10 protein-coding genes are annotated in these 14,321 nt (G+C 35.1%); 3 read left to right on the forward strand and 7 right to left on the reverse strand.

Translation table 11 applies throughout. The features are described from left to right. Positions 1–288: 288 nt before the first annotated feature. From HS960_RS09935 to HS960_RS09945, 3 genes are all read right to left on the reverse strand, one after another. A complete protein-coding gene (locus tag HS960_RS09935; RefSeq protein ID WP_182332465.1) occupies positions 289–1,560 on the reverse strand; it encodes a hypothetical protein in 1,272 nt (423 codons plus the stop codon). A gap of 202 nt (positions 1,561–1,762) precedes the next feature. Beyond that, positions 1,763–2,530: a hypothetical protein gene (locus HS960_RS09940; protein ID WP_182332467.1), complete on the reverse strand. Its 768-nt coding sequence runs from the start codon at positions 2,528–2,530 to the stop codon at positions 1,763–1,765. Between the two features lie 10 nt (positions 2,531–2,540). Then, positions 2,541–3,530 (reverse strand): hypothetical protein, encoded by a 990-nt coding sequence (locus HS960_RS09945; protein WP_182332469.1) that lies wholly within the window; start codon positions 3,528–3,530, stop codon positions 2,541–2,543. Between the two features lie 425 nt (positions 3,531–3,955). Between HS960_RS09945 and HS960_RS09950 the strand changes: the two genes are divergently transcribed. After that, the gene (locus HS960_RS09950; RefSeq protein WP_182332471.1) at positions 3,956–8,464 is read left to right on the forward strand and encodes an AAA domain-containing protein; all 4,509 of its coding nucleotides are present in this window, start codon (positions 3,956–3,958) and stop codon (positions 8,462–8,464) included. Positions 8,465–8,859: 395 nt separating this feature from the next. Here HS960_RS09950 and HS960_RS09955 read toward each other — a convergent pair whose 3' ends face one another. The 3 genes from HS960_RS09955 to HS960_RS09965 form a co-directional block, all read right to left on the reverse strand. Then, positions 8,860–10,302 carry a serine hydrolase gene (locus tag HS960_RS09955; protein ID WP_182332473.1) on the reverse strand — a complete coding sequence of 481 codons (1,443 nt, stop codon included), beginning with the start codon at positions 10,300–10,302 and terminating at the stop codon, positions 8,860–8,862. A gap of 68 nt (positions 10,303–10,370) precedes the next feature. Next, positions 10,371–11,177: a helix-turn-helix domain-containing protein gene (locus tag HS960_RS09960; RefSeq protein WP_182332475.1), complete on the reverse strand. Its 807-nt coding sequence runs from the start codon at positions 11,175–11,177 to the stop codon at positions 10,371–10,373. A 48-nt stretch (positions 11,178–11,225) separates the two neighbouring features. Then, positions 11,226–12,359, reverse strand: a complete 1,134-nt coding sequence (locus HS960_RS09965) for a hypothetical protein (RefSeq protein WP_182332477.1) — start codon at positions 12,357–12,359, stop codon at positions 11,226–11,228. A 113-nt stretch (positions 12,360–12,472) separates the two neighbouring features. Here HS960_RS09965 and HS960_RS27145 point away from each other — a divergent pair, with 113 nt between their 5' ends. After that, on the forward strand, positions 12,473–12,661 hold the full coding sequence (locus tag HS960_RS27145) for an NUDIX domain-containing protein (protein ID WP_202883780.1): 189 nt from the start codon (positions 12,473–12,475) through the stop codon (positions 12,659–12,661). A gap of 177 nt (positions 12,662–12,838) precedes the next feature. Next, positions 12,839–13,297, forward strand: a complete 459-nt coding sequence (locus tag HS960_RS09975) for a hypothetical protein (RefSeq protein WP_182332479.1) — start codon at positions 12,839–12,841, stop codon at positions 13,295–13,297. 68 nt (positions 13,298–13,365) lie between these two features. Here HS960_RS09975 and HS960_RS09980 read toward each other — a convergent pair whose 3' ends face one another. Then, entirely contained in the window at positions 13,366–14,214 is an 849-nt protein-coding gene (locus tag HS960_RS09980) for a DUF5694 domain-containing protein (RefSeq protein WP_182332481.1), read from the reverse strand. Positions 14,215–14,321 lie beyond the last annotated feature (107 nt).

The raw sequence follows: 14,321 nt of genomic DNA on the forward strand, positions 1-14,321 counted from the left end.
TGAACTACGTAAAAGTAATTAACAAAATTCTAAAATCATAATCCATTTATTGAATACTTTAACAAATGGATTATAACTATTAATTTTCGCTTACAATCATTATAAATAAAAACACTATAAAAATTTTATACCTTTAAATTTTGTACAAATTATTTTGGATCATTTTAAAATCGCAATATGATTTACAATTAGTTGGAATAAAACTGTAACCGTATAGGTGTAACTATCTTTATTTAGATCCTGATCATTATCTTGTCAAGAAGGAGGTCACTGATAGAGATCGATTATTTAGTTTTTGTTAATTAGCTCCGAAAACAATAATGAATAGCCAAACTGGGCCTGAAGGAATCCTTCCTTCTTATATGATCCATTCGTCGGATCAACGTAGTTCATTCGCAAAAACAAACGATTTGCCTTTTCTTTGGCTGGATTCCAAAATAGATCCACGCTATACCTCATAAAATTAATAAAGGACTTATTGATTTGATCGTTGTATCCAATTGTAGATGGACTAAAAAGTCGAATTGCCCGTATATTTGCATTTACCCCACTATTACTCGAAAACTTAAAGCTGACGCCTCCTTCAAAAAAAATATCGGTATTATCAATATATACTGAATCCGTTTCAGATCTTTTTAACCTTGTCTTACCGGCACTTACTCCAATATCAAAGTAATATTTATCAGCAGCTTTTGGTCCAATATATCCATTAAATGCATTCAAGGCTAGCTCAGCGTTAATAAATCTTTTTCTCAAAACATCTGTGTTTGAGAAGGAACTCAGCATAACATTTTCATCCTTTGAGTCAAATTTAGAGTAATTGAAATTAACTTTAAAATATTGCACAAAGAAAAGCGGTAGGTTGCGAATATTAGTGCGATGTATTGTTTGCCGGAATCTGATATCTGTCTGTGCCAACGCATTCTTTTCGTCGCCCAAGAGAGATAGCAAGTCTGAATACAACCGTACGTCAAATATCGTATTAATACCATTCTTTTTATATAAAACAAGTTCCTTTTTATTGGGATTTTCATCTGAACTTGACGGGATGTAAGTAAATAAATCTACATCTTCTGGTAAATAGGATTTCGGATGCTCTAATGCAATAAGGTCTTGAATTATTACAAAAATATTTGGTTCTTCGAGGTCAATTACATCATATTTTGCCCTATTTCTCTTAAATCTTTTTTCTGTAATCCCCATAATTAAAGTATTTGAAAAACTACCATTCTTACCAACAATTTTCACATTAAGATGGCGAATAAAGCCTTCGTATATGCTCAACTCGACTTTTTCAATAGCTGCCATTCCTATCTGTTCTCGTTCTCCTTTTCCTTTACATTTTTTATAAATAGGAATAGAACTCTGAAAAACCAGGCTACCCACGGACTCTTTTTCATCGTCTTCGACTTCCCCAAGTTTTTTTCTGATCTTTTCTAAATTATCCTTAGATTGACTTCTAACCTTGTCCAAATCACTGAGCGTTTTGTCAATTTCACTTTGCGCCCAACCACCAATGGCAAAAAAGATAAAAAATACCAATAGAATGAGTCTTTTCATAATTTTTAAAATTTTAGGTTAATACTAGTTGTAGACACGGCTAAATATCCCAGGCACTATAATGTTATTTAACGGAAAATCCGTTCTATTGTATTAAACAGATTTTGAAAATATGGATTTCATTTTAAAGGTACTCTTACGGTATCATCTCAACCTATTATCCGACATTTTGGACATATGGCATTTCTATACAGTTTTATGATCATAAATGTCCTCTATTGAGGTATTTTATATACCTTGGATTATGATCTGCATTATTTTTTCTAAAAAATATTTCATTTCCGTGTTTTGTCATTTTTATCCACATTGTATCGGCTACCGACACCATTTTTAATTCTTTATCCTCCAGTTTTGAAAAAACCCATTTAGGCTTTTCAATTTTTCTATAGATTTGAGAAAATTGTAAGTTATCAGAAATTGCCACGACGCTCTTGTCTGATAGACCTACCTTTTCAATTTTAATTTCTTTTTTTATTTGATTAGCACTTATTTCCCAAAAATCATCCTTTCCAAACTCAATAATCCCATTATCAAAAAGTTGTCCATGCTGGATTAAATTAAAATGTCGGGTATCTACAATATTATTATTCTCATAAATTATATCTGTAAAGTTGGAAAAATCGCTGTCTCTATCTTTAAAAAACCATAATCTGTATACCGAGTAATATTTAATAGAAGACAATAAGAATACACTTTTGGGAAAAGCTTTAACTGTATCAACGATCAGGTAGTTTATACCAATCCGTTCATTTAAGGGATTATTTAAATCTCTTTTATCGGTTCTTTCAAAGGTATTAAAATTAAAAAATTCATGTTTAGAATAGACATCAAAACCTGAAAGAGAAATCACCTGAAGCTCTCCCTTTCTCGGCAATTCAGATACGGGAGTAAAACTTTTTGTACAAGCTTGTATAAAGAAGCAAGTCACTATTAAAATTCCAATACAATCTTTAAATCTAGAAATATCCATAACTATTGTGTTATTTTTTGACCTTATTAGATAGAACACCAATTGTTCGTTGCACATCTACTCCCCAATGCTCCATTGTACTATTTATATGATAAGGAAAATCTTTACCGTAATGAATCAGATTTTGCGGATCTACGCGATCATTCGCATTATATTTTCTAAGAGATATTTCGGCGATATCGTTGAATTTGGCGCCAAAGCCAATGAAACTTAGATTGTAAGAATATTGTGCTGGATCCTTATAATCAACCGAATTATTTCTCAATCTATTGGCGACCTGATAGGCTCTCTTATATTCGCCTGTAAATTTGTTGAAGCTCAATGAAAGGGTATTCAGATTTCCCAAATTTCTATTATTAAAATGCTGGGATACCAAAAGACTACTTGTATAAAAACGATCCTGATTTTTTTCTATTAAAGTTTCGCCCAATAAATCAAAAGGAACAGCCCCATCATTTTGGTAATAAATTTGAGTTCTAAATATTTTAAGATCAAAAAAACCAACCCGTTGCACCATTGACCTTTTATCATCTCTGATAAAGATTTTCTGAGTACCTAGCGATAAACTACTATGAAAGGGATGCATGAGAGGTGATTGATTGAGATTTGCGTAGAAGTAATAGGGTTGGCCTACGTAATAGTCCTTTGACCAGGTAGACCTGCTGGACCATGGACCAAATCTAAAAGCCATTGCTCCTCCAAAAATATATTCGATTGAATGGTTAGCTTTATATCCGTTGCCATCTTTTCTACGTTCCTGCCTGGTAGATAATGTTTTCAAATTAAATGCTGCTCCAAAATGAACATTAGGGAACATACCGTTCAACTCATAACCGTAGCCACAATTTCCAAATAATTTTAGCATTTCTTTAGTTTCGGTTCTGAAACCGAATTGAATACCAATATTAGCCCCAAATTGGTGTCGTGAACCATAACTTTGGCTATACAGTACTTTAACACTACTTGATAAGATCAAGAGAATAAAAAAGAGACCCCTCATAATAAAATGGCTAAGAATAATGTAGTCTAAATAGAATACGGCAAAGTTATAAAAGAATTATCTGGTAATATGGCTGTAAATCAATCGAATAATTTGCTTCGCTTAATTTACCAAATATTTATTATTCTAAAAAATTATTTTTCCAACAAAAAACAAGCTTATCGTTAGATATTTTTTAATGATTTCTAAACTTGGATACCGACGTCTCATCGATCTAACAGCGAATTCTTTATTCTTAAACTTCCCCTCATCCATTTCCAAAAAAATTACCATTACCAATGCACTAACCTTGGGCGATTTTTGATTGGTAACATAAATTATGTGATTGTAAAACAATTAACCTTTCGAATTTAAATCAGCATTTACGGCCCATTGCTGATTATACCGAATATTTGTATCTTAGGATAAATACAAATATTATAATTATGTCATCCAAGATTTTCCTGCAATCATTACAAAATAAATTAAAAGGCGGTAACGCCCGATCTATTCATTTAAATGCATTGCCAGGACGGTTGGCCACACGGTTAGACCTGCAGCAGCTCGACCTAATTGAGGATGGTCTCGCCAAATCATTTTTGGATACTTTGTTGACCAAAGCAAATTTTGAATTTAAGATTTCATTTGATACGATAGACCTCAATGAAAAAGATGCGGAAACTCAAAAGAAACTGACCGTAATTTCTAAACGACTGAACTCTATCATCATTGAAAATGAAGATTATTTTAAAGAACATGGGATGAAGACCCTCGGATTCGGCTATCCTATACTTATAAAAAGATCTTCAAAAGACCCTTCGAAAATCATAAAAGCTCCATTATTTATTTGGCAACTAGAGGCCGTTAAATCTAAAAACAAAGTCAATGAATGGTCGTTTTTGCGCAATAAAGTGGTTCAAGCGAATGGAAAAATAGTGGATTCAGATATTCACCCGATTAGTATCAATGAGGTCCTCCTTTCTTTTATCAAAAGTGAAGATGACATTACACTCCCCAATCTGGCCAATGAAGCCTTAGATGACGCACTGATTGATAGCAGCGAACTAGTGAACGCTTGTGCAGAAGTACTGGAAGCACTCAATTCGAATAGTAAAGAGCAGATACTCGAGGTGCTAAGCAAAAACTTTGAAACAGCTATCAATGTATTACCCGAAGCATCCCAGATAGATGCTATCGCCAATAACAAAGCTTACATTCATTTTGGTGGTGTTTTTGGCTTGTTCAGAGCGCAAAAAGAAAGTATTATTACCGACATTTCCCGCTTATTGGATCGCTTCGATGCCTTTGAATTTGATGAGCTCAAAGTGGAAAATCTATCGACAACACCTTTCAGTGCCGTAGATACTGACCCAAGCCAACAGGCCATAATAAGTGCTCTGGGAAATGAACCGAATCAAATAATACAAGGCCCCCCAGGTACGGGAAAAAGCCAATCATTAACTGCACTGATCACAAACGCACTTGCCAATGGACTGAAGTGTCTTGTCGTCTGCGAAAAGAAAACAGCGCTTGATGTCATTAAAGCAAATATCGAACGTACGAATCCTCAGATCGGCGCTCTGGTAGGTGTAATTGATGATGTAAACGATGCGCGTGAAGCGATCGTAGATTCTGTCAGAGATCGTCAGATCGGAGTTCCGTTTCACATCTCAGTAAGGCAAGCCCAAAACCAATATGATACGATAAAGTCAAAACTCAGGGAATCAGCTGAACTTATTAACGCACAGCATGCTGCCTTAGCTCAAACGGTCTACTGCGATAAGAGTTGGTCGCAGATCGTCGGACGGTATTTGGCTTTATTAAAAAACTTTAATCAAGTACCGCTCAAGAATATTATACCGAAAGAAGATTTTAATTTTGCTCAGGATCACACAGAACTGGAAAGGACACTTGTTGTTTTAAAGCATAGCCATAATTTATTTAAGCAATCGCATCAGGCCCATTCCATATTTAGACCATTGACAGACGATCTATTTTTAGATCAACAGGTTGGGCCATCACGCGTAAGAATTGAAGATTTTATTGCGTACGCTCATAAACAGACACCAACTATTGAACAGGTTATTGCTGAACTTCAAGTGAGTGGAAAGCAGTGGGCTGCTGATTTTTTGAGCGGCATCCCCACCATAATGCAGCAAGACTTCACGCCCTATTTAGCATTTTGTATTGGAGATTCAGTTAAAGAAGAGCTATTACCATCCACTTTTCTTCAGGAACAGCGCATCAACGAAATTGTCTTAGCATTACAAACAGTTCGGATAAAAGCGCAACAATTTTTCAAGCAATATGAAGATGCGTTGCAACAGCATTATAGCAGCTATCATTCATCGCTAAGCAATGCAATATCAACTTATCTTGCCTACGCTGAATCAAGCATTGCTCAATATGGTAATAGCTTATTAAATAATAGTAGTGGTGCAAAATTTAAAACAAGTTTATTAAGTATATTCTCGGGAAAACATAAACAGATAAAACAAACGAGAATCGAATTAAAGAATCGCATCGCGCAGGTAAGATCAGCCCATGTTCAGAAAAATTATATTGAACATCAATATAACGATCACTTGGAAACGACTGATTTATCTATTTATCTAAACAATATTGAGGAATTCAGACAAAAGGCAGCCGCTTGGAAAGAGCAATACCCGCATACGATAAGTAACTATTTGTCTAATATTACTGATCATCATTTTCATGCTGAACTGAGTGAACTAAAAGGGCAAATAGCTCCCCTACTTCAAAAATTGGATAGTATAGAGCAAATGCTAATCGCTGATTACAATATCGTTCCAACGACAGCTGTTACTGATATCAACAGCTTGATTGAAGCAGTACCTTATCTAACTGAAAGAGTAACTTTTCAATTAAGGTATTTTAATAATTTTCGTGATTATTATGCTGGTCGTTCTGATGCCTATAAAAGTCTACAAAGCTCTTTTGACGATATTGAAAGCAACCAAGTAACGGGAAATATCACGAATGGGGTATTTTTATCGTATACAAGTCTTCAAGCTGCAAGGGACCTCTGTGATAGGATTAATCACACTATCGCAACATTCAACGAGCACATAAGTGATTTCCGTGTCTATCATGAGTGGAAATCATTTTTCCTTTCAGTGGACAAAGCGCAACAAAGGCTTATTACCAGAATCGCCATACATCTTAAAGATCATTGGGCTGAAGCATTTGAATGCTGGTATCTGTATTGGATACTCACGACAAATGAGCCACAGGAATTGCCAAAAAGCGATTACCAACTACAACAATATCAACAGCAAAAACAAGAGTTTAACCATGCGCAGCTGAATAGCATTATTGCCTTATGGACAGAAAAACAAGCGGAAGCCGTCGGACATTTTAAAGCCAGAGGACAAAATATAAATAGTTTGTTTAACAAAAAGGGAGCTAAGGGAATGCGTCGCAATTCACTCCGCACCATTGTGAACAGAGAATTTGAACTATTTACTGATTTTTTTCCAGTATTATTGGTCAATCCTTCGGTTTGCAGTTCTATCCTACCGCTACAGGAAGGAATTTTTGATGTGGTCATATTCGATGAGGCCAGTCAGCTGCGTCTCGAAGATACTTACGCGGCCCTGATCCGGGGAAAAGCAAAAATTGTTTCCGGTGATAAGCACCAGATGGCTCCCTCTTCTTACTTCGAGGGAAGTGGAGCGCTACTTGATCCGATTGATGATGAGACAGAAGATTACGAAGATGAATTTTCAGATCGGACTGCGCTACAAGCGGCTCAGCTTAATCTTGCGGATAGCGAATCGTTACTAGCTTATGCTGTAGACAAAGGGTTCGTCGAATCTTATTTAAAAGTCCATTACCGCTCGAAACACCCTTATCTTATCGACTTCTCCAATCATGCATTCTACGGAAATAGGTTGATGCCTGTCCCAGCGAAAGAGCATTACACGCCTATCGAATATTTACAGATTGATGGATTGTATGAAGGGCAAGTAAATAAACAAGAGGCATTGAAAGTGGTCGAATTGTTACAACAGATCATGAAGGATGCTAAAGATAGTATTCCAAGTGTGGGTGTTGCTACTTTCAATATTTATCAACGCAACTTGATCCTTGAGGAACTGAGTGCAGTTCGCCAGAACGATTCTGTATTCGACAGCTTAATGGCGCAGGCGGGAGATTCATTCTTTGTTAAAAATCTCGAAAACATTCAGGGCGACGAACGGGATATTATCATTCTCTCAACGACATTTGGGCGAAAAGCCGACGGCTCGTTTAGTCAAAACTTTGGTCCGATTATACAAGGTAAAGGACATCGTATGTTGAATGTAATCATCACTCGAGCACGGTCAAAGGTATATGTATGTACTTCTTTCCCGCAGGAGTATGTTGGTCAGTACCCAAATCTTATCCAACAGAAGGGCAATAAAGGCCGTGGTATTATGTACGCTTACTTTACCTATGCGAAAGCGGTAAGTGAGGGTAATGACGAATTGCGAAAGGGCATTTTACAGTTGTTGAGTCAGTATTGTACAGACAAACTGTATGAACCCGCGGAATTTAGCTTAGGGTCTGAGTCTCCATTTGAAGATGAAGTATTTGAACAACTTGCACAGCATATCGGTGCAGATCGCTTAGAACAGCAGCATTCCGTAGGCGGTTTCCGAATTGATATCGTTGTAAAATCAAAAATAAACCACAAACCACTCATCGCAATAGAGTGTGATGGCGCGAAATATCATAACAGTCCTGAAGCTTACGCCTGGGACAGCTTCCGCCAGGAGCAACTTGAAAGATATGGATTTATATTCCATAGGATATGGTCAATTAAATGGTGGGATGATGCCAATGGAGAATTGAGGCGACTACTTGATTTTATTCGTCAACAAGATGAGGAAGAGACAAATTTAGGGAACCATGCGCATGTGGCAACGAGAATCAATATAAGTGATAATTAGCAATGAATGGATGATCTAACTATACAAAAAAACAACGCATATTTGTGGACTCAAAATTTCATAGTGAACCGAAAGAAAGGTTTTAGTTAGCTATGTTATTGTTGATTAATTAAATATTATAGAGTTTATATCTAAATCAATAGGACTTACATGCTTTAAAAAGAGTGTCAAGTCCACTCAAAATTTCGTTTAAATAAAGTGTTTCACTACGGAATACTACTGAATTATCATATAAATTGTATCCTCTATGAGTATTTAAAGTGGGCATACCGAAATGTAGACTCCTTAAAGACGGATTCATAGCCAGGTCAATTTATGCTCCTTGTGAATTGCTTTCAAACCATTCTTCAATACGCTCATCATAATGTTATGATAACAAATCCACAAGATCTATATTACTTGATTAATATTGAATATTTTAATTTGGCATCAATGTCCTCTGGTTCTTTTTCAATGTATAACTTCAGATATTCAATCGCTTTTTGTTTTTGACCTGAAGCCCTGTAAGCTTCACTGATGTAATAATAACCATAGGTTGAGTTGGGGAAAAGATGAATATTTAATTTAAATAAATCTATTGCCTGATTGGTTTTTTTCTCGAACAAAAACTTATAGGCATATCTTTCAACAAGGTTTTCTCTTACAGCGTATTTCTTTGAATTTTGTTCGATTTCCTTAATACCAGCTTCATAGCCTTTGTCACATACAGTCTTAATCGCACCTTTAGTGTAGAAAAAATTGTCAATTGAGGGTGTTGAACCTACTAATTGTTTTTTTATTAGATTACTCGCTTCCCAATAATTTTCGACTTCTCCATTGGTCAGAATAACGACTGTATAGCCCAAATCCGGATATATCATTATTTCACTCGCAATACCATCGTGTCCACCTGTATGTCCAATAATGCGATGCCCGTTTATTATGCTTTCTTCAAATCCATATCCGTACATTCCTTCTCTATATTTCACTTTACCCGATGTGCAAAGCGTTATACTTTCTTTGCTCAGTAAAATATTCTTTTGCAACACGTTGGCAAAATTCAACAAATCGTCGACTGTTGAATAGCCGCCACCAGCAGGGGTTCCTTTTGTTGGATTTAAAAAAATATTGTTCTTCCATTGCCCTGGCTCTTCCAATGACATTGTATAACCAGTAGCTAAATTTGGAACAGCATTATCCAATTCGTAAGCATCCGTATTAGTCATTTTTGCAGGTTTATAGATATGTTCTTTTACGTAATCGAAATAATTTTGACCCGACAACTTTTCAATGATTAATCCTAAAACCATATATCCAGAATTACTGTACAGGAAATCAGAACCGGGAGCAAAAGCTAATTTTTTATCAACAAACAATGGAAGGTAATCAGAAACTGTTCTGAATTTTTCTTTTGCAAGCTTGTCATATTCTTCCCAAAAACTATGCATTCCTGAAGTGTGCGTTAACAATTGATGAATAGTTACAGAGTCGGCAACAGCTTTGTTCGGGTAATCAGTAAGATATTTGCCCACTTTATCCTGAAACGAGATTTTGCCGGATTCTACCAATTGCATAATAGCCATTGCGGTAAACATCTTGTTAATAGAAGCTAAATTGAACTTTGTGTTTGTTTTATTTTTGATACGGTCTGGTAAATTAGCAAACCCAAACGCTTTTTTATATATTGGTCTTCCATCCTTTGCAATGAGGATGACGCCACTCAAATAGTTTTCTTTTTCGAGTTCTTTTAACTGTTGTTTTATTTCATTAAGGTCTGGTTTTTGTGCCCAAACTGAGTGAGTACACATCGTACATAATATGAATACAGTAAACAGGAAGTTTATTTTAAAATGTTCCATTTTTCAACGCTTTTAGTATGACAAAACTATTTCTTAATGGCATAAAAACATTGTAAGAATGTAAACTATCATACGAAAAGCCACTGATTACTCTCCTTTGTGTCTACTTCTTTGAAAAATGAACTGGGATTAAAGCCTGTCAATACCTTAAAATCTTTATTAAAATGAGGTTGGTCAAAATACGAACCTTCAAATGAGAGGTCTATAAACTTTTTCTCTGATTTATGCTTTTTAATAATACTTTTAAAACGATGTGCTTTGCGGTAATCAGAAGGAGATTTCCCTATATTCTTAAAAAACATTTTATGAAAATATTGGCGTGAGATATTTAATTTATTGGCGATGTCATTGATTTTTGAACCGTTTTCAATCTCTGATAAAATATAATCCAGCATTTCAAAATCTTTATCATGGAACTTTGATAACCAATAATTCTCCAATGCAATGATTTGATTGTCTCTATTTGCAATTTTTAGAATCTTTCCCATTTCAGTCAAATAATCAGAATGAGGTTGAAAATCATCGATTGTGTCTTTGCCAATTTCAAATTGAATATCATCCAAAAAATGAAGAATACCTGTTGGTTTAAAATATACAGTCAGCTCATTTCTTGCTTTTTCATAAAAAATCTCAACAGGAATCGAAATATTATAAAAGCAATAAGAACCAAGTTGAGTTTCGATAGATGGTAGAATCGAAATTTTACTTCTTTCAGAAACAATATCAGCATCTTGGCAAATGGTCACAAGGCAAAAATTAGTAGGGAAGGTCCAATATCTATTGGACTTTAATACTTCATTTTCGGACATAAAATAATAGCCTTCAATATATTTTTGTAGAATCTCGTTTTTAGGCTTGAAGAATTGCACTTTCATTATTAATGTTTGTCTTTTTGAATCTACTGCAACAACCTTGTAACACCACTATTCTTTCGAAAATTCTTTACTTTTAGTGACTTTCGGGATATAGATAAGACAGTCATAGCCTTTGATAACTCTCGATAAGTAAACATCATCTACTTTCAGTTTGTTTTGCAAAATAGATTGCTTTAGAGGTCTTAGGTCAAAACAGTACCATTGATCGTCTTTTGCCACATTCAGAAAAGATTTAAAACTACTGTCATCATCTTTGTCTCCCTTTCCAACGATCATGAGATGTAACGATTTCCTAAAATTAGCCTCTTCAATATTAGAGATGAGGTTGCCAATATCATAGATGTCAGTTTTTGTTAATATCGTTTCGCCTTTTGGAAGATGGTTCGCACCAAATTTGAAAAGATTTTTTTTATTTTTCCAATCGGGAAGTTGGGTTAACAAGATGTTTTTAAGCAGCTGAATCCTTAAGAGATGATTTCTTTTAGTATAAATCTCTCTGCTTAGCTTAAGGTCCTCAATTTCCTTTCGCTCTTTGTCAGACAATTTCAACTTCAGCAACAAATCTATCTTTTGAAGGCAATCTTCAGATAACAGGTAGTATTTTTCAAGACCCTCTTTAGACGCTGCCAGTTTGGAGTTATGAAGCATTTGGTCATAGACCTCGATTGCTTTTTGATTTTTCGAAGCTTCCTTTAAACTGGAAATGATCATTTGGTCTGCAGAAACGCTGATTTGTTCTACACCATATATTTTGGTATTGCGTTTAGCTAAATCCTTAACCAAATCAAATTCCGGTTCGTGCTCCAAAAAAGAAAAGTTGCTACTATATTCTTTAACAAAAGAATTGAGCTTTTCAGCAGGTAGAGATTTAATTTTGGTTTCAATGATGCCTACGGAATAAGGGTCAACCTCAATGAAGTAATTGTCAAACTTAACCTCATTGATCATAGCATTGGTAAAATAAGGAACTTCGTTGGTAAAATGATTTTCTCCCAACAGAATGGAATTAGATTGTTTGATTTCGTTGAGCAAAACATCCCAGCCTTTTCCCTGAAATGAGATGTTTTCATCAATTTGGAAAGGAAAACCATTTTTTTGAACCAGGCTGTCAAGGACTCTGTTTTGAGCAAAGCTAAATTCGGTGATGAATATTGTAAGGCATAAGATTGTTAGTTTTTTCATTGGGGATTAGTTTATTTTAATAACCGTAGTTCAGTTTTCTGAGTCACGAAAATAACCATAATTTCTAATAGTAGCGCTAACAAATTAGTCTAACGATTATAATCTCAATAACAATGGATCTTATCACAGTTGTTTGCGGGATTATATTCAAAAATAATTTTGTTCTGATTTGTCGACGGAAACCTGAAAAGTCTTTAGGGGGCTATTGGGAGTTCCCTGGAGGTAAGGTTGAGGATGGTGAATCTGATGAAGAATCTCTGCGTCGGGAATTGATCTCTTTCATTTGTGAGACCGAGATATAGCTTCAGAGTCTACCGATCATGATCAACTCGAGTGGGTAAAGGTTAGTGATCTATTAAACTGGAAACTCGCTCCGGCAGATATACCTATTGCGAAGAAACTGATTGAAAAATTTAAAGGCTAGAGATTGAAAAGGATTTTAGAAATAATCCAAGACACTAAATATAAAAACGCCCAAAATGATATTTAAAGATTTTTCAGAAAATGAGCTCTACTTGTTCATGAATGGCAAACTTATCTACAAACGATGGTTGGATACGGGCGTATCAAAAGTATTCGACGTAATGGCATATGACAAATACACCCTTGCCAGCATTAAAGAGCTTACCAACCAATATGGATTATTGATAGTCAAGGCAAGAATAAAGCTAACACCTATTGAGCAAGGCGGCCGAAAAACAGGCATCATCTCAGGTTATAGCCCCAATCACGTGTTTGAATATACGTCAGAAGGTAAATTACAGCGGACTTATATAGGTGATATAAATTTTGAGGGCGAGGATCTAATGCCTGGAGAAGAAATAATTGCGACCATTCGCTTTCTCCTTGTAAAAGAGCTGGAGCAATATTTGACAAAAGGCCGTAAATGGTGGCTACATGAAGGACCTAGACTTATTGGTGAAGCAGAGATTTTATAGGAGAATTTTTGATTTTGGTTATACCCCTGTTTTCAAATAAATTAGGGGTATAACCAACCTCTATATTTTTAAAGAATATCCTTCAATTCGACTAAATTAAAATTCGGATCATTCTTAAAAAATTCTCTGAACATGGCAGCATGCCCTACACCCACTAAGATCACTGCTGTTTTAGTAGATTTTTTCAGTTGGCTTTGAATGTTTGCGAACATCAATAAATTACGTTTATACCAGTCTGAAACCAATATACTTCCGAAATAACCATTTGATACACCTACTTTATTTGCTAAAGAGATATAAAAACTTTTATTTTGAAAGTAAATATCCTCTTCATTGAGCCTTAAAAGTACATCGCGCATACTTTCTTTACCGATCCCTTCATTAAATCCCTTACTCAGTTCCCCTAACTTATTATCATACGCTGCTTTGAGCACTGGATTGGCATTTAGTTCTTTGCTCAAAAGATCGAATCTCATTTGTATCATCGTGTCTATGGGGAATACTTCCTTATTATTGGATTTTTTGCCAAGACGAAAAGCTAGTTGAAAAGTTTCGCCTTCAATATAAAGTTTTTGAAGTCTCTTATTTCCTATCGTATCTGTAAACTTATTAAAATCATTTGATAAGTATAGCTGGTAGATCTCATTTAACTTTTTTGCCTCTGCATGTGGACTTTCCACAAAAATTTGATCGGGTCTGCTCTTCTTGTTAATCGCATTGGTTAACTCCTCCAGCCCCATCTGATCTTTTTCACTTAGGATATTTCTAGCGGTAGTTTTTGCAGCGTCATTGCCCGGATTGTTAAAATGATAAGTGCCAATCAATATTATATCAACCTTGTCCTGGGAATACGAAAAAGAGATACTTGAAAGTAATAATAACAAAACAGCAGGCAACCTTTTTAAAATATTTATCATTGAAATACTCCTATTTAAATCCATTTAATAATTCGCCGAATATAGCTAAAAATGGAATTATCCAAAAATAAATTATATTGACTTTTTTCTTAAATTTATGCCATTAG

This window comes from Sphingobacterium paramultivorum, from assembly GCF_014109745.1.
Classification (GTDB): Bacteria; Bacteroidota; Bacteroidia; order Sphingobacteriales; family Sphingobacteriaceae; genus Sphingobacterium; species Sphingobacterium paramultivorum.